We start from the raw sequence: 20,133 nt of genomic DNA on the forward strand, positions 1-20,133 counted from the left end.
GGGGAGGGAGAGCTCACTCCCGGGCGGGTGTTTTCCCTCGGGGGGGGGGGACTCCCCTAGTGGGAGCACGGCGGAGGGTTGGGTGTGGGGGGGGGGCGGGGGCTCCCGGGGGGGGTCCGGGGCGCGCCGCCGGGCGGGTCACCGGCTCGCGACGTAGGGGTGGTCGCGGCGGGCGTCGTGGAGGACCGAGGCCCACCAGAGCAGCTGGTCGAGCATGACCTTGGCCGAGCCCTCCGGCTCCTCCGGGGCGATGAGGGTGCCGTCCGGGGAGAAGAGCAGGTAGTAGCGCGGGAAGGAGACGTACTCCCGGACGGTGTGGGCGTGCAGTTCGTTGAACACCTGGCGCAGTTGCTCGATCGCCAGCAGGCCGCCGCTGCCCCCGCTGTAGCCGACGAAGCTGATCGGCTTGGCCTGCCACTGGGTGTAGTGCCAGTCGATGGCGGCCTTCAGTGCTGCCGGGAAGCTGCGGTTGTAGTCGGGCGTCACCACGACGATCGCGTCGGCGGCCTCAAGGCGCCGGGTCAGGTCGGCCATGCCGGCGGGGCGGGGCAGGTCGGGCTGCAACGCCGGTGACACGGAGGGCAGTTCGAGCGGGATCTCGACGTCCGCCAGGTCGATCAGGTCGACCGCGAACTCGCCGTGCCGCTCGGCCTGTTCGACGAACCAGTGCGCCACCACCGGGCCGAAGCGGCCCTCCCGGACACTGCCGATGATCACTGCGAGGTTCAGTCGCTCACTGGACATGGTTGCGCTCCTCAGGAAGGGGGTTGGGGTTGTCCGGCTCCCTGCCGGGGCCGTGCACTCCAAACTGCCCGGTCCGCGGGACCGGAGGAAGGCCGGGCGGAGAGTGGTAGTGGCAGGGCCACGATCCGGGTGCCGCCCGGGTGTTACGTTCGGCGGGTGAGCGACAACGAGCTGGGCCTCTTCCTGCGCCTCCGCCGTGAGGCCGTCACGCCGGCCGAGGTGGGACTGCCCGTCGGGCCGCGCCGCCGCACTCCCGGACTGCGCCGCGCGGAGCTGGCGACGATCGCCGGGGTCAGCGTCGAGTACGTCACCAGGCTGGAGCAGGGGCGGGACCGGCGGCCGTCGATGCCGGTGCTGTCGGCGCTGGCAGACGCGCTGCGGCTCACCGCCGCCGAGCGGGTCCACCTGTACCGGCTGGCCAAGGGGGCCGATCCGGGCTTCAGTTGCACGGGCGGGGCCGGGCCGAACCGGGTGGTGAGGCCGACCGTGCAGGCGCTGCTCGACCGGTTGGAACCGGCGCCCGCCGTGGTGCTGAACAGGCTGAGCGAGATCCTGGCCTGCACGGACGGGTACCGGCTGCTGGCCGGGCCGATCGGACTACTGGACGGCAGGCAGCCGAACCTCGCGCGGTTCGTCTTCACCGATCCGCGGGCGCGCACGGCATACCCGGACTGGGATCGGGTCGCCGACGAGCAGGTCGCGGCCGTCAAGCAGGGGCCCGGGCGGTCCGATGCCCATGTCGGCATGCTGATGGACGAGTTGACCGTGTCGTGCGGGGCGGAGTTCGCCGGGCGGCTGGAGACTCTGCCCGGGCTGCCGAGGGCGAACGGGTTCACCCGGGTCGTCCACCCGGAGGCGGGGGAGCTGCGGCTGGCCTACGAGACGCTCGAACTGCCCGCCGACGACGACCAGCGGCTCGTCGTCCACCTGCCGGCCGACGAGGCCACCGCTGCCGCGCTCGACCGCCTCACCGGCCGCCGCCCGGGTGCCCTGCGGGCGGTCTGAGTCTCTGCCGAGTCTCTGCCGACCCGGCGGTCACGGCCCGGAGCTACGGCGCCTTCTCCGGCGGGTGGAACGCCACCGGGGCGGCAAAGGCGGCGCGGCGGGTGGCGCGGCGCAGGGCGCGCAGGACGGGGGTGCCGAGGGTGAGGCAGAGGACGACGGTGAGGGCGGCGCGGGGGAGGTCCCAGCCGAGGGAGGTGGTGAGGCAGTAGGCGGCGAAACGGACCAGGTTGGTGCCGACCGGGTCGCCGGGGACGAAGGAGATCGAACTCGCCAGGCCGGCGATGTAGGGCCAGCCCTGGAGGTTCATGATCGTTCCGTAGAGCACGGAGGACAGTGCCCCGTAGCCGGCCAGCAGGGCGAGTTCGCGGCGGCCGCGGAGGGTGGCGGCGCCGGGGAGCAGGCCGGCGCCGAGGCAGACCCAGCCCATCGAGAGCATCTGGAACGGCAGCCAGGGGCCGACCCCGCCGGTCAGCAGGGCGGAGGCGAACATCGAGAGCGAGCCGAGGACGAAGCCGAAGCCCGGGCCGAGCACCCGTCCGGACAGCACCATCAGGAAGAACATCGGCTCCAGGCCGGCCGTGCCGGCGCCGAGCGGGCGCAGGGCCGCGCCCGCGGCGGCCAGCACACCGAGCAGGGCGACCGACTTGGCGTCCAGGCCGGGGGCGCCGCCGCCGGCCGTGCGGCCCTCGGAGATCTGGGCGATCACGACGGCGAGCAGCAACGGCAGGAGCAGGGCGAACAGCCAGGGGGCGTCGGTGGAGTGGCCGACCAGCGCGGAGTCGGTGGCGGCGAGCAGCGGCCAGCCGAAGGCGGCCACGCCGACCAGGGAGGTGAGGAGCAGGGTCGCGATCGAGCGGCGGCCGAGGGGAACGGGGCGGGCGAGTGCGGCCGGGCGGGTGAGGGGCCGGGGGGCGGCGGTGGGGCGGTTCATCCGGTGCTCCCGTCGGGTCCGGTGCTCCCGTCGAGGGCCCGTTCGACCTGGTGGACGGTGAGCCAGGGGGAGGGGGCGAGGATCTTGGCGACCTGCGGGGCGAACGCGGGCGAGGAGACCACCACTTCGGGCGTCGGACCGTCCGCGACGATCTCGCCCTCGGCCAGGATCACCGTGCGGTGGGCGAGTTCGGCGGCCAGCTCCACGTCGTGGGTGGCGAGCAGGACGGCGTGGCCCTCGGTGGCGAGCGTGCGCAGGATCTCGACCAGGCGGGCCTTGGCGGCGTAATCGAGGCCGCGGGTCGGCTCGTCCAGCAGCAGGAGCGGGGGCCGGGCGGTGAGGACTACGGCCAGGGCCAGGGTGAGCCGCTGGCCTTCGGAGAGGTCGCGCGGGTGGGTGGTGTCGGCGATGCCGGGCAGCAGCCGCTCCACCAGGGCGCGGCAGGTGCCGGGGGCGGCGCCCGCGTCGCTGTCGGCCGCGGCGCACTCGGCGGTGACGCTCTCCCCGTAGAGCAGGTCGCGCGGGTCCTGCGGGACGAGGCCGACCTGGCGGATCAGGTCGGCGGGCCGGGTGCGGTGCGGGGTGAGCCCGCCGACCCGGGCGCTGCCGGTGGCGGGCGTGTGCAGCCCGACCAGGGTACCGAGCAGGGTGGACTTGCCGGCGCCGTTGCGGCCCATGAGCGCCGTGATCTCGCCGGGTCGGAGGGTGAGGTCGACGCCGCGCAGGGCGGGGACGGGGCCGCGCTTGACGGCGAGGCGGTCGGTTACGGCGACGGGGGTGGTTGCGGTCGGTTCAGGGGCGGTTGCCGGGTGCAGGCCGTCGAGCCGGGTACGGAGGGCGGCGGCCTTGCGGCGGGCGTCGCGGACGGAGAGCGGCAGGGGGTCCCAGCCGGCGAGCCGGCCGAGGCCGACCACGGGCGGGTGAACGGGCGAGTGCGCCATCACCTCGGCGGGTTCACCGAGGACGGGCGGCGCGCCGGGGTTGAGCAGCAGCACCTGGTCGGCGTACTGGACGACCCGCTCCAGCCGGTGCTCGGCCATCAGCACGGTGGTGCCGAGGTCGTGGACCAGCCGCTGCAGCACGGCCAGCACCTCCTCGGCGGCGCCCGGGTCGAGCGCGGAGGTGGGTTCGTCCAGGACCAGCACGCGCGGGTGGACGGTGAGCACCGAACCGATCGCGACGCGCTGCTGCTGGCCGCCGGAGAGGGAGCCCAGGGCGCGGTCACGGAGGTCGGCGAGACCGAGGAGGTCGAGCGTCTCCTCGACCCGGCGCCGCATCACGTCCGGGGCCAGGCCCAAGGACTCCATGCCGTAGGCGAGTTCGTCCTCGACCGTGTCGGTGACGAAGTGCGCCAGCGGGTCCTGGCCCACCGTGCCGACCAGGTCGGCGAGTTCACGCGGCCGGTGCTCGCGGGTGTCGCGCCCGCCGACGGTGACCCGGCCGTGCAGCACCCCGCCGGTGAAGTGCGGGACGAGACCGCTGACGGTGCCCAGCAGGGTGGACTTGCCGGAGCCCGACGGGCCGACCAGCAGGCAGAGTTCGCCCTCGGGGATCGTCAGGTCGACGCCGCTCAGGGCCGGGGCCCCGGCATCGGCGTACTGGACGGAGACCTGCTCGAAGGTGATCACGAGGCCCTCCGGGGCGGGTGCGGGGTGGCGGGTCGGGCGGGCGGCTGTGCGGTGGCCCCGGTCGGGGTGCGGGCCGGGGCGGGGCCCTGGGCGGGGGGCTGGGGTGAGGCAGGGGTCTGGGGTGAGGCGGTCACGCCGTCCTCCGTGGTGGCTGCGGGGCGGCGAACGCCGGGACCAGGCCGACGAGGATGGCGACGACGGCGGCCAGCGGCAGCGTGGGGGCGGTCGGCGGGACGACGGTTGGGGCGAAGGCGGCAGGGTCCTGGGCGGAGAGCCAGATCGTCAACCCGGCCACGGCGGCGCCCGATCCCGCGGTCAGCCACTCGGGCAGCGCCCACGGATCGGGCCGGTAGCGGCTCCTGGTGGAACGCCGGCCGCCGAGCAGCAGCCCGGTGGATGCGGCGGCAAGACCGAGCAGCAGCACGGGCAGGGCCCAGCCGGCGCCGCCGGCGGTCAGCAGCCCGTACGCGGCGAGGCAGACGCCGAGCAGGCCGGCCAGGGTCAGCACGGCGGTGGTGCGGGCGAGGCGCGGCGGGATGTCGGCGGTGCGACCGAAGCCACGGGTGTCCATGGCGGCGGCGAGCGCCACCGAACGCTCCAACGCGCCCTCCAGGACGGGAAGCCCGACGCTCAGCACGGCGGCGATGCCCCGGTCGGCACGCCCGCGCAGCCGACGGGCGGCGCGCAGCCGTTGGACATCGGCGACCAGGTTCGGTGCGAAGGTCATCGCCACCACGACGGCCACACCCGCCTCGTAGAGCGCGCCGGGCAGCGCGCGCAGCAGACGGGCCGGGCTGGCGAGAGCGTTGGCGGCGCCGACGCAGATCAGCAGGGTGGCCAGCCGCAGCCCGTCGTAGAGCGCGGCGAGCAGGCCCTCGACGGTGACCCGGCCGCCGATCCGCACGCCCTGCGCCCAGGCGGGCAGCGGCACCTCGGGGAGGGTGAAGAGCACATGCGTCCCGGGGACCGGCGAACCGAGCAGCACGGCGAACACCAGGCGGATGCCCAGCACCAGCAGCCCGAGCCGGAGGAACGCGCCGTACGAACGCGACCACGGCGCATCGCCGCGCCTGGCGGCCACCACGTAGCCGGCCACGGCGACGAGGAGCAGCAGGAGGAGCGGGTTGGTGGTGCGCGTGGCCGCCGCGCCCAGGCCGAGCGCCCACAGCCACCAGGCCCCGGGGTGCAGCTGGCGGGGGCCGACGGGCGGGCGGCGGGTGGCGCGGGGGGTGCGGGGCGGGCCGGCGGCGCGGGGTGTGGTCACGGGGGAGGAGGTCCAGGTCGGGGAGGGCGGGGGTGGGGCGGGGCTGGCGGGGGCGGGCTGTTGTGCGGGTGGGGTGCGGGGGTGGGCCTGGAGCTGACTCGGGGCTGACTCGGGGTGGCCCTGGAGTAGGAAGTCGGATGGGCCGACTTCCTACTCCGGCTGGTCGGGCGGGAGCCCTTTCTGTAGACCGGTCGTCATAAGTAGACCGGTCGATATATATAGACCGGTCGATATATGTGGACCGGTCAACATATTCGGGTGCCTGTTCAGCGGCGGCGGCGCGCTTGCCAGACGGTGCCCGCGGCCAGGACGGCGACGAGCACGGCGCCGGCGATCACGCCGAGGTCCGGGCCGCTGGTGCCGGGCGAGCCGTCGTTGCGCGCGGTGGTGGCAGCGGCGTCGGCGGAGGAACGGTCGGAGGGCTGATCGTTGGGCCGGCCGGCTCCGCCGAGCTGGTCGGCGCAGCCGGCCTTCGGATAGCCGGCGATGGCGCAGAGCAGCCCGTTGGTGTCGTACCGCAGCGGCGGGGCGACGGTGGCCAGCACCTCGGCCGAGCTGGCGTTGCCGGGCACGACGGCGCAGGCGGTGCGGGGCCCGGGCGGGGTCTCGCCGGCGGCGTCGGCGGCGGTGCCGAAGTCCAGGACGACACCTACGCGCTTACGCCCCTGCTGCGCGGGCGTGCTGCCGCAGACGGTGGCGAAGTCCGGGGCGGTGCCGGGGCGGGCGGCGTCCCGGCCGCCGTCGGGGCTGACGGCGAAGCGCCACCCGTCCACGCCGCCGTCCGGTGGCACGTACACGGCGGGCCCCTGCTGCTGGTAGGCCCATGCGCCGTCGGACCACTTCCAGAACGACCAGTACCGGTACCCGGCGGCCTGCGCCGGCGCGGCCCCGAGGACCAACAGGATCAGCACCCCGGCCACCACCCCGGCGACGAACCGGACGAGCGCGGGCGCCACCCGCCGACAGCGACTGGGAGCCGCGGGTGCGGGGGCGAGCGTTGCCGGGGCGGCCGGTGTCGGGGCGAGCGTTGCCGGGAGCCGGCCAGGCAGGCCGGCGGGCGGCAGCGGGGTGGTGGGCGCGGGCCTGCCGGTGACAGTCGGCCGGCCGGTCGCCACCGGCGCGTCCACGACCTGGCGATCCGTGACCTGGCGATCAGTGACCTGGCGATCCGTGACCTCGTGATCAGTGACCTGGCGATCCGTGACCCCGTGATCCGCGACCTCGTGATCCGCGACCCGCCGATCACGGACTCGCCGCTCCGCAACCCGCCGCTCCGCACCGGAACACGAGCTCGCGGCGCCTGCCCCGGGAGTCGGCCCGGCCGGGCCGGAGCCGGTCGGGGTGGCGGGGCTGGTCACAGCTTCGGGCCGCGCTTGCGCTGGATGCTCAGGAGCACGCCGCCGCCGATGCCGATGAGCAGGCCGATGCCGATCGGCCACCACTGGCCGATGCCGCCGTCCTTCTTCTCCTTCGCCGGCGCGGAGGCGGCAGCCGAGGCCGAGGCCGGGGCGGTCGCCTTGGGCGCCGGGCCGAGGGCGGTCAGCTGCGCGACGAGGTCGCCGCCGAACGAGGCCGGGTCGCGCTGGGCGGCCTGGGCGACGAGTAGCAGGGTGGCGGTGGCGGAGGCGTCGGTGCCGCCCTTGGTCCAGGCGGTGCCCTCCTTGGCCAGCCAGTCCACCGCGCCGGTGGCCTGCTGCGGGTGGCCGCCCTGGATCAGGCCGAGCGCGGCCCAGGCGGTGGCGGTGTAGTCGGGGGTCGGGGCGGCGCCGGGGGTGGTCAGGGTGAGGTGCTGCCCGCCGGCCGCGAGCTGTGCGGTGAGGTAGGCGCCCGTGGCCTCGCCGGAGTCGGCGCGCGGCACGGCTGTCGGCGCGGAGCCGCCCGTGCCGGTGGAGCCGTCCGCGCACGTGAGCGCCTTGGGCGCGGCGTCGGTCCGGTTGGTGTTGGTGACCGGCAGCTTTCCGCCGACCGCGGCCAGCGAGGCCTGGCCGGTGGCGAGGGCGTTCGGTTCGAGCGCGCCGTCCGGCTTGGGCTGGTAGGCGAAGGCGCCGCGCTGGTCGGCGGGGGCGGCGCAGCCGAGCTGGAAGAGCGCCAGCCCGTCGAAGGCGTTCTTTCCGGCCTTGGCGACGCCGGCCGGGTCCACCTTGGCGGCGAGCAGGGCGTTGACGGCGAGGCCGGTGGAGTCGGCGTCGCCGGGGCTGCCGGGATTGTAGGCCCAGCTGCCGTCCGCGTTCTGGTTGGCCTTGAGCCACTGGACGCCCTTGTCGACGGCGTCCTGGTGCCCGCCGAGCGCGACCAGCGCCTGGACGGCGACGGCGGTCGCGTTGCTGTCCTCGGTCGCGGCGGCGCAGGCGGCCGCGGTGTCCGCGCGGAACGACGGCCAGCCGCCGTCCGCACACTGCTGGCCGGTGAGCCAGGAGACGGCGGAGTCGGCGGGCGTCACCTTGGCGCCGGCCAGCGCGGTGAGGGCGAGCGACTGCCGCCACACCCCGTCGAACGTCGGGTCGCCCTTGCCGTAGAGGCCTTCGGGGACGGCGGCGGCGCTGGGCGAGGGGCTGTCGGCGAGGGCCGGAGCGGCGGCGCCGCCGGTGAGCAGCGCGGCGGACAGGGCGGCGGCGCCCAGGCGGGCGGCGGTGAGCATGGTGGAGGTGAGCCTTTCGGTGAGCGGTGGTGGCCCGGGTGGGCCGTTCCGTAGACCTCGACGGTGCCGGGTGCGGGTGTGCCCGGTGTGGCCGCTCGCCTCTCCCCGGGCATTCCGACTCGCCCGGCCGTCCAGCGCCGGGCTCACGGTTGCGGGGTCAGTGCCGGATTCGCACCGGCTTTCCCCGGAGGAGAAGCGGGATGGAGTTGTCCTGCGGGTCGACTTTAGCCGCCGCACGGGGGCTGCCGAACCGGCCCGGGCGAGAACAGGTTCCACTTGGCCGGCGAGGCGCCGCCACAGGGCCCGGCGAGCACCGGCGAGCGCCGGCACCGGCAGCGGCGAGGCGGCGACGGGCCGGCGGCAGGCCGACGTCAGGGCAGGGTGAGCAGCCGGGCGGCGGTGTGCAGGTCGGCGCGGACCTCGGCGATCGAGGAGCGGCCGGAGAGCCAGGACACCAGGGCCGAGTGCCAGGTGTGCTCGATCACCCGGACGGCGGCGCGCTGGCTGTCGGTGGGCGGCCCCGACTGGCCGATCGCGTCCAGGATGAGCTGGCCGGTGGCGGTGCTCACGAGGTCCACCTCGGTACTGACCGAGCGGTCCGCGAAGGAGAGCGCCCGGACCATCGCCTCCGCCAGCAGTGGTTCGCGCTGGAGCGCGTGGAACGCGCGGGTGAGTGTCTCGGCGACCCGCGGGGCCGGTTCGAGCTCGGCCGGAGGGTGCCGCCGGACGTGCTCCTGAAGGCTCTGCAACTGCTCCAGCATGACCGCGACCAGCAGATGTACCTTCGACGGGAAGTACCGGTAGAGGGTGCCGAGCGCCACCTGCGCGCCCTCCGCGACCTCCCGCATCTGCACCGCGTCGTACCCGCCGCGGGCCGCCAGCGCGGTCGCGGAGCGCAGGATCCGCCGCCGCCGTTCGGCCTGCCGGGCGGTCAGCGGCGGGCCGTCGGGGTGCGGCGCGGGCTGCGGTGCGGAGCGCGGCGCGGGGTGCGCCGCGGCGGGCGGCGCAGGGTGTGGTGCGGCGGGCGACGGCAAGGGTGCTCCCGGTGCGCGAGACTGGCGGGGTGCTCCTGAAGTGCCGGAGCAGGTCCGGAACGGTTCCGGAGCAGGTCCGTCCTGCCGGTCCGGTGGAGCAGGTCCGGCAGGTCGGGCGGGTGATCCGGCGTGGCGTGAATCACCAGCCCTGGCTCCTGACGAGAAGCTACGGGCCGGTATCTTCAAGGTCTCTCATTGTTCACATGGTCAGTGGCGAACTCCACACCACACTGAAACCTGATCTACTTTACCGACCGGCAGCACACCTAGCAGCAGAGATGGGGGCCGAGGATGACCGCGCAACCGCTGCGGATTGCCCTGCTGTCGTACCGCGGCGACCCGTTCTGCGGCGGCCAGGGCGTCTACGTACGGCACCTTTCCCGTGAACTGGCCCGGCTGGGCCACCACGTGGACGTGATCGGCGCCCAGCCGTACCCCGTACTGGACGAGGTCGAGGGCCCCGGCTCGGTCCGGCTGGTCGAGTTGCCCAGCCTGGACCTCTACCGCGCCGACGACCCGTTCCGCACCCCGGACCTCGCCGAGTACCGCGGCCCGGTGGACGTGCTGGAGGTCGCCACGATGCGCACCGGCGGCTTCCCCGAGCCGCTGACCTTCTCGCTGCGCGCCCGCCGGTACCTCGCCCTGCACAAGGGCCGCTACGACGTGGTGCACGACAACCAGACGCTCGGCTACGGCCTGCTCGGCCTGGGGCGGCACGGGTTCCCGCTGGTCACCACGATCCATCACCCGATCACGGTGGACCGGCAGCTGGAGCTGGACGCGGCCCCCACCCGGCTCAGGCGGCTGTCGCTGCGCCGCTGGTACGCCTTCACCCGGATGCAGCGCCGGGTGGCCGCCCGGCTGGAGCACATCATCACCGTCTCCGGCAGCTCGAAGCGGGAGATCGTCGAGCACCTGCGCGCCGCGCCCGGCGCGGTCTCGGTGGTGCCGATCGGCGCCGACACCCGGCTCTGGTCCCCGTCGGGGACGGTGCGGCGGGTGCCCGGCCGGATCGTCACCACCTCCAGTGCGGACGTGCCGCTCAAGGGGCTGGTGTACCTGGTGGAGGCGCTGGCCAAGGTCCGCACCGAGCGGGACGCGCACCTGGTCGTGGTCGGCAAGCCGCAGAAGGAGCAGGGGCCGGTCACCGAGGCGGTGCGCCGGTTCGGCCTGGAACGGCACATCGAGTTCCGCAGCGGCCTGACCGATCAGGAGCTGGTCGACCTCTACCGCTCGGCCGAAGTGGCCTGCGTGCCGTCCCTGTACGAGGGGTTCTCGCTGCCCGCCGCCGAGGCGATGGCCACCGGTACGCCGCTGGTCGCCACCACCGGCGGGGCGATCCCCGAGGTGGCCGGGCCGGACGGCGAGACCTGTCTGGCCGTCCCGCCGGGCAACGCGGACGCGCTGGCGGCGGCGCTCGGCCGGCTGCTGGACGATCCGGAGCTGCGCGACGCGCTCGGCGAGGCCGGGCGCGAGCGGGTGCTCGAACGGTTCACCTGGCAGCGGGCCGCCGAACTGACCGTCGAGGGCTACCGGGCAGCGATCGCCACCGGGGTCGGGCAGCGGGCCCGCTCCGGTCCGGGCTGGCGGTACGTGGCCTGACGGCCGTCACGTCACCCTCTTCAAGTCATTCTGTCCCCGCCCGGTCTGATGTGTCGTCAGGGGCGTTTGGTACCAAAGGAATGGGAGCCCCGCAGTGCTGACCGTTGATTTCTCGCGCTTCCCGCTCGCCCCCGGCGACCGGGTGCTCGACCTGGGCTGCGGCGGGGGGCGGCACGCGTTCGAGTGCTACCGGCGCGGGGCCAACGTGATCGCCCTCGACCAGAACACCGAGGAGATCGCCGAGGTCAGGAAGTGGTTCGCGGCCATGGAGCAGGCCGGCGAGGCGCCCGAAGGTGCGTCGGCGGTCGCCATGGAGGGCAACGCGCTGGCCCTGCCGTTCGAGGACGAGTACTTCGACAAGATCATCATCTCCGAGGTGATGGAGCACATCCCGGACGACAAGGGCGTGCTCAACGAGATGTTCCGCGTCCTCAAGCCCGGCGGCCTGCTCGCCGTCACCGTGCCGCGCTGGCTGCCCGAGAAGATCTGCTGGGCGCTCTCCGACGAGTACCACGAGGTCGAGGGCGGCCACATCCGCATCTACCGCGGTGACGAACTGGTCGGCAAGCTCAAGGACGCCGGCCTGGAGCCGTACGGCACCCACCACGCGCACGCGCTGCACTCGCCGTACTGGTGGATCAAGTGCGCGGTCGGCGTGGACAACGACAAGGCGCTGCCGGTCAGGGCCTACCACCAGCTGCTGGTCTGGGACATCGTCGGCACCCCGGTGATCAGCACCCTCACCAAGGCCGCCGAGAAGGCGCTCAACCCGGTCATCGGCAAGAGCTTCGTCGCCTACGCCTCCAAGCCCAACCGCGCCGAGACCGCCCGGGCCGGCGAGTGACCGCCGCCGTCCCCGAGGTGCTGCTGCTGGACGGGGTGCTCGACGCCGAGCAGGCCGCCGGCACCGTCCGCAGCATCCTCGCCGAGCAGCAGAGCGACGGCGCCATACCCTGGTTCACCGGCCACCACCTCGACCCGTGGGACCACACCGAGGCCGCGATGGCCCTGGACACCGCCGGCGAGCACGCCGCCGCCGAGGCCGCCTACCGCTGGCTGGCTGCCAACCAGAACCCCGACGGATCCTGGTACGCGGCCTACAGCTACGGGCAGGGCGGCACGGACGGCCAGGTCTCCAACGCGGCCAAGGAGACCAACTTCTGCGCGTACGTCGCGGTCGGCGTCTGGCACCACCACCTCAGCACCGGCGACGACGCCTTCCTGGAATGGATCTGGCCCGTCGTCAGGCGCGCCCTGGACTTCATCGTCGGCCTGCGGCTGCCCGGCGGGCCGATCTCCTGGCGGGTCGACGAGAACGGCGAGGCGCCCGACGAGGCGCTGCTCACCGGCTCGTCCTCCATTCTGCACGCGCTCCGCTGCGGCCTGGCCATCGCCGACTACCTGGAGGAGCCGCAGCCCGACTGGGAGCTGGCGGCCGGCAAGCTGCGGCACGCCATCGCCCACCACCCCGAGCGGTTCCTCGACAAGGACCGCTACTCGATGGACTGGTACTACCCCGTGCTCGGCACCGCGCTGCGCGGCCGGGCAGCGCTGGAGCGGATCGAACGGGAGTGGGACCGCTTCGTCGTGCCCGGCCTCGGCGTGCGCTGCGTCAGCGACCGGCCCTGGGTGACCGGCGGCGAGAGTGCCGAACTGGCCCTCGCGCTCTGGGCGGTCGGCGAGTCCGACCGCGCGGTGGACATCCTGCGCTGGATCCAGAAGCACCTGCGGCACACCGACGGGTCGTACTGGACCGGGTACGTCTTCGAGGACGATGCCATCTGGCCCGAGGAGCGCACCACCTGGACGGCGGGCGCGCTGCTGCTGGCCGTCGCCGCGCTCGGCGGCGACCCGGCCACGGTGGCGGTCTTCGGCGGCGACCAGCTGCCCGCCGGGCTGGTGGTGCAGGACTGCTGCTGAGGCGGCCTCACGGGGCGTCGAGCACTCGGCGCCGCAACGACTCGGCGCCGCAACGCTGAAGGGGGGGGGGGGGGGGGCGGCCCCCCCCCCCCCCCCCAGGTTGTGTCCTGGGGTTCGCCGCACCTGGGTTCCTAAGGGTTGGGTAGGCCCACCCCGCGTGCGTCCTTTGAGCGGTCCGGATGGTCGTGGGGCTGCTTGCCCCCTCCTTCCCCCCCCCCCCCCCCCCCCCCGACCCCCCCCCCCCCCCCCCCCCCCCCCCCCCCCCCCCCTTCAGCGTTGTTGCCTGGGCGTCAGCCGCGCTGGATGCCCGAGGTGTCGGTCAGCACGCCCTGGGAGCCGTCCTGGAGCTGGGCGACCAGCGCGGCGCCGCGCTGCTCGACCGCCAGGTACCAGGTGCCCGGGACCAGCTCGCCGACCGGGCCACCGGCCGGGTTGTCCTTCGGGGCCAGCTGACGCGGCGCCGGGACGGCGAACCAGAACGGCGCGAAGTCGGCGGCCGGGGCCGCCGGGGCGGGCTGCGCCTGGGCGGCCGGAGCCTGCTGGGCAGCGGCCTGTGCGGCGGCGGCCTGCTGGGCGGCACCGTCCTGGGGCTGGCCGGCCTGCGGGGCCGGGTAGCCGTAACCGCCGGGCTGACCACCGAAGGCCGGCGGCTGCGCCTGGAGCGGGTCCTGGCCGGGGGCCGGGTAGCCGTACTGGCCGGGCTGGCCAGGCTGGCCGGGCTGACCGGCGTGCGGGGCCGGGTAGCCGCCCGGGTAGCCCTGCGGGGCGGCCGGCTTGTCGGTCACCAGCGGCGCCTTCAGCGCGGGCACCAGCGGGGCGGCCGCGGCGGCACCGGCGAGCACGATCAGGGAGATGACGGCGAGCCAGGCGCCGAAGCCGTGGTCCAGGCCCTTCGGGCCGCCGCCCAGGGACCAGATCGAGGTCCAGAGCGCGGCGACGGCGAAGGCGATGCCCCACTGGTCCAGCCGCAGGCCGAGCACCTGGCGGTTGGCGGCCGCGGCACCCTGGAAACGCTGCACCAGGATCAGTACGGCGGCGAGGATGCCGAGCAGGAAGACCGAGGGCAGGACGGGGAACAGGACGCTGTCCCAGGCGTTCTGCGACGTGTCACCGCAGTACCTGCCACTGCAGTCCACGGTCCAGTACGGCAGGAAGGAGGCGATGAAGAGCAGGACGGCCGCACCTGCGACGGCGGCGTCTCCCCTGGTGAGAGCGCGCAGATTCACTAACGTTCCCCTCGTTGGTGTGTCGTGGACGGCGGTTTGCACGGTCGGCTTGACCGGCCCGGAAAACTCCGAACGGACCAGAAGCCTAGGGCCAACCGCCTCGCGGGTGCACAGCGGGCTCGGGAATGGGGCGAAGTCGTTGCAAACTGTGCGGGTCCGACTCCTGCCGTCCACCCGGTGGTCGAGTGGGCCCCTCGGCCGCGGACGCCTACCGGGTGGTCAGAAACGTCGTCAGCGCGTCCGCGATCCCCTGGGCTGCCTGCTGGCGCCACTGAGGGTCCGTCATCCGCCTGGCGTCGGTCGAGTTGCGCATGTTACCGCACTCGATGAACACCTTGGGAACCGTCGAGAGATTCAGCCCGCCGAGGTCGGAGCGGGTGTCCAGTCCCTGACTCGCCGTGTAGTCGGCGTACGGCTCGCCGGTCGCCGTGTGGAAGCTGTCGCGCAGCAGCAGGCCGAGCCGGTGCGAGGGTGCGACGATCGCCGAGGTGTCCGCCTTCCCCGCGACCACCTTCGCGGGCATGATCACGTGGAACCCGCTGCCGCCGGCCGGGCCGCCGTCCCCGTGCACCGAGACCGCCACGTCGGCGTGCGCATCGGCGCCCGCCCGGGCGCGCTCGTCGATGCACGGGCCCCAGGGCCGGTCCCCGTCCTGGACCAGCACCACCGTGGCCCCGCGGGCGGCGAGGATCGCGCGGGCCCGGCGGGACACGTCCAGGCTGTACTCGGCCTCGGTGTAGCCGGCGTTGGTGGAGGTGCCGGTGGTGTCGCACTCCTTGCGGGCGTTGCCGATGTCGACCTGGCGGTTGATCTCGGTGGTGTGGGCGAAGTTGCCGGGGTTGTGGCCGGGGTCGATCACCACGGTCCGGCCGGCGAGGGCGGTGGACGCGGGGGTGGTGGGGGCGGGCGTGGGCACGGTCTCGGGGGAGGCCGACGGTGTGCTCGCCGGTTCCGGTCCCGCAGTGGTGGCCGGGGCGGTCCCCGAGGTCGTCGCGGTGGACGGCGCCGCTGCAGTGGACGGCGCCGGCGGGGCGGCCGCCTCGGCCGTGTGGGCCGACGGTGCGGCGTCGTCCGCCCGGCCGTGGTCGCCGACGGCCTGCCAGCCCAGCCAGCCGGCCAGGCAGAGCGGCACCACCGCGCCGGCCACCGCGGTGGTGCGCAACAGGCGGGAACGGCGGGGCGGTTCGTCGTGCGTACTGCCGTCGGTGGTGCGGGTCACGGGTGGTTCAGATCCTGTCCTGGGTGCGCGCGGTCAGGCCGTACATGTCCGCGATGGTCTTCCACTTCGCCACGAAGTCCTTCTTCGCCTGGGTGGCCTGCGGGTTGAGCTCGTCGGCGTGCTTCTTGTCGGCGGTGTTCGGCGCCGAACCGGAGCAGCCCTGCCCGGACACCGCACGCGCCCAGCTCGCGTACGCGCGGTCGATGTCGGCGGACAGCTGCCAGGCCGACTTCAGCGACGCCACCGCGTCCGCGCCGCCGGGCAGGTCGGTGACGGCCAGGGCGGCGAGCTTGGTGAGCAGCTGGTCGCGCTGCTTGGCGCCGGTGTCGAAGACCTGCGCCGCACTGTCGATGTCGGCCTTGGACGGGCAGCTGGACACCTTGGCGACGGCGCTGCCTATCGGCGCCTTTGCGCTCTCGCCCTGGGTCAGCAGTTCGTCCAGCGCCTTGGCCTGGGCCTGCGCGTTGGGGCCGGGCGCGCCGGCCGTCGGGCTCGCGGAGGCGGACGCGGTGTCGGTGGCGGTCGGGCTCGGCGCGTCGGCCGAACCGCTGGGCACCGGGGCGGGCTGCGGGTTGCCAGAGGCCGTCGCGTCCGTGGGCGCGCCGGTGGCGGACGGGCCGGGGGCGGCCTTGTCGGCCGAGTCGCCGTTGCCCTTCACCGCCCAGAGGATGCCGCCGCCGATCGCCAGCACGAAGAGGAGGGCGAAGGCGATCAGCAGCGGTGCGCGCTTGCTGCCGGGGCGGTCCTCGTCGTCCAGGTCGTCGTAGCCGGTGGGGTAGTCGGCGGGGAGGTCGGGCTGCCCGTACGGCTGCTGGGGGTAGGGCTGCGGCGGGTAGGGCTGCTGCCCGTACAGCTGCTGCGGGTGCGGGGGCTGCGGCGGGGTTGCCGGGTAGCCGTAGCCGCCGGGCTGGGCCGGGCCCTGGTGCTGCGGGGTCGCGTGGCCCGGGAAGCCGCCGGCGGGCGGGGCCGTGGGCTGTGCGGCCGGAGGCGGGCCGGCCGGCCGCGGGGCTGTTGCCGGGAAGGCGGGCGCGGTCGGGGCGTCGTAGCCGGGGGCGGCCGACAGGTACGGGCGCGCCCCCAGCGGCGGGCCCTGGTCGCCGACGGCGCCCGGCCCGGGCGGCCGCGGGGGCGCCCCGGCAGGCGGGACGGCCGCGGGCGGGGGCGCGGCGGGGTTCTGCGCGCTGCCGGGGGCAGGCTGCTGCTGCGGGCCGCGGACCCAGCCGCCGGCGCCGCCGCGCGCGGTTGGGTCCCAGACCGCCGGAGCCGTGTTCTGCTGGTCCGTCATTGCGCTCTAGCCCCCACCGTCTGCCCGGATGCTCTGCCTGGTGCTGTGCCGTTTTGTCGCTTTGTCGTCGCCTGCGGCACCCGTCGGCGCCGCGCGGACACCGTACCGTTCGAACCCCCGCCCGACAGCCCCGGCACGACGTTAGAGCATCCGTGATCGCCCGTGGGGCGGGTACGCGGATCCCGGCGGGGACGGATCAGGCGGCGGTCCGGCGAAGCACCCGCAGCGAACCGGTCACCGAGATCTCCTCGAACCCCTCGGCGAGCGCCCGCAGGTACACCCGGTACGGGGCCTGCCCGCCGTCCGCAGGATCGGGGAAGACGTCGTGCACCACCAGCAGGCCCTCGGGCGCCAGATGCGGCACCCAGCCCTCGTAGTCGCCGGTGGCGTGCTCGTCGGTGTGGCCGCCGTCGATGAAGACCAGGCCGAGCCGCCCGCCCCAGAGCGCCGCGATCTGCGGCGAACGGCCGACCAGTGCCACCACGTGCTCCTCCAGCCCGGCCGCGTGCAGCGTGCGGCGAAAGCGCGGGAGCGTGTCCATCCGGCCGACCTCCGGGTCGACCAGCGTCGGGTCGTGGTACTCCCAGCCGGGCTGCTGCTCCTCGGACCCGCGGTGGTGGTCGACGGTCAGCGCGACCGTCCCCGCCTCCCGGGCGGCCGCCGCGAGCAGGATCGCCGAACGCCCGCAGTACGTGCCGATCTCCAGTACCGGCAGCCCCGTGCGCCGCGCGGCCGTCACGGCCGCCGCGTACAGCGCCAGCCCCTCGTCCACCGGCATGAACCCGGTCGCACCCTCGAACGCCGCCAGCACCTCGGCCCCGGGTCGCGTGTTCTCCAGGAGGTCGGACATGCTGCAGCTCCTTGCCAGGGGTGGTCGGTACTCGGTACTCCGTACTCGCCGTCGGACCCTACTCGACAGTACGCCCCACCGTCCCGCCTACCCCGACGTGCAGCGGAGCAGGGAGTCGGCCCGGCCGACTTCCTGTGCGCGGTCCGGTCAGGGGGCGAGGAGGGAGCGGGCGATGCGGGTGCGGTGGGGGGCGAGTTCGGCGGCGATGGCGGCGGATTCGGTGGGGGTGGTGGTGACGGCGGCAGGGAGGGGCGGGCGCTGGGCGAGGAGGGCGAGGCGGAGGTGGGTCGGGGGGTGGGTGGCGTCCACGGCGGCCCGGTCCCGGGCGGAGCGGCGAAGCAGGCGCTCGCGTTCGAGCGGCGGGACGGTGGCGAGGTGGTCGCGGAGCTCCGCCCACAGGGCCTCGGGCGGCGGGACGGGCCGGGTGGGGGCCGCGCCGCGGCGCGGCGCCCGGGGGCGGTGCTGGTGGGAGACGCGCAGCCGGGAGACGAGGGTGGTGGCGGCCTCGGAGAGCAGGAGCGTCTCCAGCATCCCGTGGGCGGCCTCGGTGGACGCGGCCCGCGCGGCGAGTGCGTCCGCGTGGTACTCGGCCTGGTGTCCGGCCCGGGCGGTGAGCCGGTCGAGCAGCAACAGGGCCCGCATGAGCAGCCAGGCGAGCGAGTTGAGCAGCACGTTGGCGATCAGGTCGGCGAGCTGGAACAGCAGCCGGAACCCGGCCGCGTCGCCGACCGACTCGCGCGGACGGGCGAGGTCGTACCAGTGCGCCAGCGCGCCGATCGCCGAGCCGAGCCAGAGGCCGCGCCGGTGGTCGCCGTTCACCCGGTGGGCGAGCTCGTGGCCGAGCAGGCCGATCCGCTGTTGCTCGTCGAGCGCCTCCCAGAGCGGCAGGCCCAGGGTGAGCACGCTGCGCCGACGCAGCCCGACGACCCCCAGGCTGGCGTTGAACGCGTCGTCGACCCGGATCGCTCCGACCGGCCGCGCCCCGAGCTCGGCCGCGACCCGGTCTGCGAGACCGTAGAGGGCGGGTGCCTGTTCCCGCTGCAGCACGCTCTCGCCGCGCGGCACCCGACCGATCCGGGGGCGGAGCAGGACGACGACCGCGAGGACGAGCGCGCCCAGGCACCGGAGCGGGGTGTTCCCGGTCACCAGCAGCCAGAGCGACCAGCCGAACAGCGCGGCCGTGCCGAGGTGGACGAGCGAGGCGGTGGCCGCGGCGGCGATCCAGTCGCGCCGTCCGCTGGAGGTGGTGCCGCCGGCGGCGAGCTCCTGGTACAGCTGCTCCCCGCTGCCCGGGCGCCGCGAGTGAAACGTGTTCTACTCCGCGCGGGCGTGCCGTGCCAGAATCGGCCCGACCACCGATCCGAGGGGAACCCGGGAGCAGCCCCATGCGCGCAGCCATCCTGCACAAGACCGGCCAGGACACGCTCGACGTCCGCGACGACGTGGTGGCGGTCGGCTTCGGCCCCGGCAAGGTGAGAGTCCGCCTGCGGGCGGCGAGCCTCTGCCACTCCGACCTCTCGGCGATGAGTGGCGTCCTGCCGCAGCCCGCGCCGTTCGTCCCCGGCCACGAGGGCGCCGGCGACGTGGTGGAGGTCGGCGAGGGCGTGACCGGCATCGAGGCGGGCGACCGGGTGGTGCTCTGCTGGATGGCGCCCTGCGGCCGCTGCGCCCACTGCGAGCGCGGACGCGGACACCTCTGCGTCTCCAGCCTGCGCCGGCTCGGCGCTCCGGGTTTCCGGTTCGACGAGGGCGGCGTCCCGGTCGAGGCCTCCGGCTTCTACGGCACCGGCTCGTTCGCCGAGGAGGTGGTGGTCGAGCGTGACGCCGTGATCAAGGTCCCGGCCGACCTGCCGTACGAGCTGGCCGCCCTGATCGGCTGCGGGGTGACCACCGGCATCGGCGCCGCCGTCCACACCGCGCAGGTCGAGCCGGGCGCCTCCGTCGCGGTGATCGGCGCCGGCGGGGTGGGCGTCGCGACCGTGCAGGGTGCCCGGGTCTGTGGTGCGGGCCGGATCGCCGTGGTCGACCCGGTCGCCTCGCGGCGGGAGCGGGCGCTGGCGTTCGGCGCCACCGACGCGCTCGCCCCCGAGGAGCTGAAGGCCGTCGCGAAGGGCATGCCGGGCGGCGGGTTCGACTACGTCTTCGAGGCGGTCGGCCGCGGGGCCACCGTCCGGGCCGGGTACGACGCGGCGCGGCGCGGGGGAGCGGTGGTGGTGATCGGCGCCGGGGCGCAGGACGACCTCGCGCAGTTCACCATGGGCGAGCTGTTCTTCAACGAGAAGCGGCTGCTGCCCTCGCTGTACGGCGGGGCGTCCGTGCCGCGCACCATCGCACTGGTGGTGGACCTCTGGCGGGCCGGGCGGATCGACCTCACGGGGATGATCACGCACCGGGTCGGGCTGGCGGACGTCAACGAGGCCATCGCGCAGATGCGGGGCGGCGAGGCGCTGCGGACGGTCGTCACGCTGGACTGAGCCCCCGTCGCCGGAACGCGGCAGGGCCCGCCGGCGCACCGGCGGGCCCTGCCGCGCACTGAGGGAGCGGGCTCAGCCCCGGTCGGCTCCGAGGCCGAGCCGGTGCCGCCCGTGCGGGTCGGCCTCCGGGCGGTCGTCGGCGGCGGAACGGCCGCGGTGGCGGCCGTGTGACGCGGTGTCCTCGGCCGTGGTCCCGTCGGCGTCGGTCCCGTTGGCCGCGGGTCCGGTGGTGTCGGTGAGGGTGTCGGACATCAGAATCGTCTTCCGTGCGAGGGTGCAGGTGCTTCGGCGCCAGGCGGGCGCCGCGGGCAGT

Annotated in this window: 19 protein-coding genes and 1 riboswitch; of the genes, 6 read left to right on the plus strand and 13 right to left on the minus strand. The window is 75.0% G+C overall.

From position 1 onward, the window contains the following. Positions 1 to 138 precede the first annotated feature (138 nt). On the minus strand, positions 139 to 744 hold the full coding sequence (locus ACZ6NC_RS02945; RefSeq protein WP_465728328.1) for an NADPH-dependent FMN reductase: 606 nt from the start codon (positions 742 to 744) through the stop codon (positions 139 to 141). A 156-nt stretch (positions 745 to 900) separates the two neighbouring features. On the opposite strand from ACZ6NC_RS02945, the gene ACZ6NC_RS02950 reads away from it, so the two are divergent. Then, positions 901 to 1,749 carry a helix-turn-helix domain-containing protein gene (locus ACZ6NC_RS02950; RefSeq protein WP_465728329.1) on the plus strand — a complete coding sequence of 283 codons (849 nt, stop codon included), beginning with the start codon at positions 901 to 903 and terminating at the stop codon, positions 1,747 to 1,749. Between the two features lie 43 nt (positions 1,750 to 1,792). Here ACZ6NC_RS02950 and ACZ6NC_RS02955 read toward each other — a convergent pair whose 3' ends face one another. The 6 genes from ACZ6NC_RS02955 to ACZ6NC_RS02980 all read right to left on the minus strand — a co-directional run bounded on the left by ACZ6NC_RS02955 (position 1,793) and on the right by ACZ6NC_RS02980 (position 9,244). Continuing rightward, a complete protein-coding gene (locus ACZ6NC_RS02955) occupies positions 1,793 to 2,680 on the minus strand; it encodes an ECF transporter S component (protein WP_465728330.1) in 888 nt (295 codons plus the stop codon). Beyond that, on the minus strand, positions 2,677 to 4,308 hold the full coding sequence (locus tag ACZ6NC_RS02960) for an ABC transporter ATP-binding protein (RefSeq protein ID WP_465728331.1): 1,632 nt from the start codon (positions 4,306 to 4,308) through the stop codon (positions 2,677 to 2,679). The genes ACZ6NC_RS02955 and ACZ6NC_RS02960 overlap by 4 nt, the downstream gene beginning before the upstream one ends. A gap of 130 nt (positions 4,309 to 4,438) precedes the next feature. Then, positions 4,439 to 5,572, minus strand: a complete 1,134-nt coding sequence (locus ACZ6NC_RS02965; protein WP_465728333.1) for a CbiQ family ECF transporter T component — start codon at positions 5,570 to 5,572, stop codon at positions 4,439 to 4,441. A 266-nt stretch (positions 5,573 to 5,838) separates the two neighbouring features. Then, the gene (locus ACZ6NC_RS02970) at positions 5,839 to 6,528 is read right to left on the minus strand and encodes an SCO2322 family protein (protein WP_465728940.1); all 690 of its coding nucleotides are present in this window, start codon (positions 6,526 to 6,528) and stop codon (positions 5,839 to 5,841) included. 398 nt (positions 6,529 to 6,926) lie between these two features. After that, complete coding sequence (locus ACZ6NC_RS02975; RefSeq protein ID WP_465728335.1) at positions 6,927 to 8,210, minus strand: prenyltransferase/squalene oxidase repeat-containing protein; 1,284 nt, start codon at positions 8,208 to 8,210, stop codon at positions 6,927 to 6,929. Positions 8,211 to 8,297: 87 nt separating this feature from the next. Then, positions 8,298 to 8,418, minus strand: a riboswitch (cobalamin riboswitch). Between the two features lie 163 nt (positions 8,419 to 8,581). Then, positions 8,582 to 9,244, minus strand: a complete 663-nt coding sequence (locus tag ACZ6NC_RS02980; RefSeq protein ID WP_465728337.1) for a TetR family transcriptional regulator — start codon at positions 9,242 to 9,244, stop codon at positions 8,582 to 8,584. Positions 9,245 to 9,535: 291 nt separating this feature from the next. On the opposite strand from ACZ6NC_RS02980, the gene ACZ6NC_RS02985 reads away from it, so the two are divergent. The 3 genes from ACZ6NC_RS02985 (at position 9,536) to ACZ6NC_RS02995 (ending at position 12,766) form a co-directional block, all read left to right on the plus strand. Continuing rightward, positions 9,536 to 10,846, plus strand: coding sequence for a glycosyltransferase family 4 protein (locus ACZ6NC_RS02985; protein ID WP_465728338.1), 1,311 nt, complete (start codon positions 9,536 to 9,538; stop codon positions 10,844 to 10,846). A gap of 94 nt (positions 10,847 to 10,940) precedes the next feature. Further along, positions 10,941 to 11,690: a class I SAM-dependent methyltransferase gene (locus tag ACZ6NC_RS02990; RefSeq protein ID WP_465728340.1), complete on the plus strand. Its 750-nt coding sequence runs from the start codon at positions 10,941 to 10,943 to the stop codon at positions 11,688 to 11,690. Continuing rightward, a complete protein-coding gene (locus tag ACZ6NC_RS02995; protein ID WP_465728342.1) occupies positions 11,687 to 12,766 on the plus strand; it encodes a glucosidase family protein in 1,080 nt (359 codons plus the stop codon). Before ACZ6NC_RS02990 ends, ACZ6NC_RS02995 begins: the two co-directional genes overlap by 4 nt. Before the next feature lie 290 nt (positions 12,767 to 13,056). On the opposite strand, the gene ACZ6NC_RS03000 is transcribed toward ACZ6NC_RS02995, so the two are convergent. The 5 genes from ACZ6NC_RS03000 to ACZ6NC_RS03020 all read right to left on the minus strand — a co-directional run bounded on the left by ACZ6NC_RS03000 (position 13,057) and on the right by ACZ6NC_RS03020 (position 18,492). Continuing rightward, entirely contained in the window at positions 13,057 to 13,992 is a 936-nt protein-coding gene (locus tag ACZ6NC_RS03000; protein ID WP_465728344.1) for a hypothetical protein, read from the minus strand. Between the two features lie 208 nt (positions 13,993 to 14,200). After that, complete coding sequence (locus ACZ6NC_RS03005; protein WP_465728346.1) at positions 14,201 to 15,211, minus strand: N-acetylmuramoyl-L-alanine amidase; 1,011 nt, start codon at positions 15,209 to 15,211, stop codon at positions 14,201 to 14,203. A 7-nt stretch (positions 15,212 to 15,218) separates the two neighbouring features. Next, on the minus strand, positions 15,219 to 16,496 hold the full coding sequence (locus ACZ6NC_RS03010) for a hypothetical protein (RefSeq protein WP_465728348.1): 1,278 nt from the start codon (positions 16,494 to 16,496) through the stop codon (positions 15,219 to 15,221). A 196-nt stretch (positions 16,497 to 16,692) separates the two neighbouring features. Beyond that, a complete protein-coding gene (locus ACZ6NC_RS03015; protein WP_396319526.1) occupies positions 16,693 to 17,346 on the minus strand; it encodes a class I SAM-dependent methyltransferase in 654 nt (217 codons plus the stop codon). A gap of 147 nt (positions 17,347 to 17,493) precedes the next feature. Next, a complete protein-coding gene (locus tag ACZ6NC_RS03020) occupies positions 17,494 to 18,492 on the minus strand; it encodes a M48 family metallopeptidase (protein ID WP_465728350.1) in 999 nt (332 codons plus the stop codon). Here ACZ6NC_RS03020 and ACZ6NC_RS03025 point away from each other — a divergent pair. Together ACZ6NC_RS03025 and ACZ6NC_RS03030 are read left to right on the plus strand one after the other, a co-directional pair. Further along, positions 18,479 to 18,652, plus strand: a complete 174-nt coding sequence (locus tag ACZ6NC_RS03025; RefSeq protein ID WP_465728352.1) for a hypothetical protein — start codon at positions 18,479 to 18,481, stop codon at positions 18,650 to 18,652. The genes ACZ6NC_RS03020 and ACZ6NC_RS03025 overlap by 14 nt on opposite strands. Positions 18,653 to 18,731: 79 nt before the next feature. Further along, positions 18,732 to 19,820, plus strand: a complete 1,089-nt coding sequence (locus tag ACZ6NC_RS03030) for an alcohol dehydrogenase catalytic domain-containing protein (RefSeq protein WP_465728354.1) — start codon at positions 18,732 to 18,734, stop codon at positions 19,818 to 19,820. A 72-nt stretch (positions 19,821 to 19,892) separates the two neighbouring features. Here ACZ6NC_RS03030 and ACZ6NC_RS03035 read toward each other — a convergent pair whose 3' ends face one another. Next, positions 19,893 to 20,072 carry a hypothetical protein gene (locus ACZ6NC_RS03035; RefSeq protein ID WP_465728356.1) on the minus strand — a complete coding sequence of 60 codons (180 nt, stop codon included), beginning with the start codon at positions 20,070 to 20,072 and terminating at the stop codon, positions 19,893 to 19,895. Positions 20,073 to 20,133 lie beyond the last annotated feature (61 nt).

The organism is Kitasatospora sp. NPDC041988, assembly GCF_055588525.1.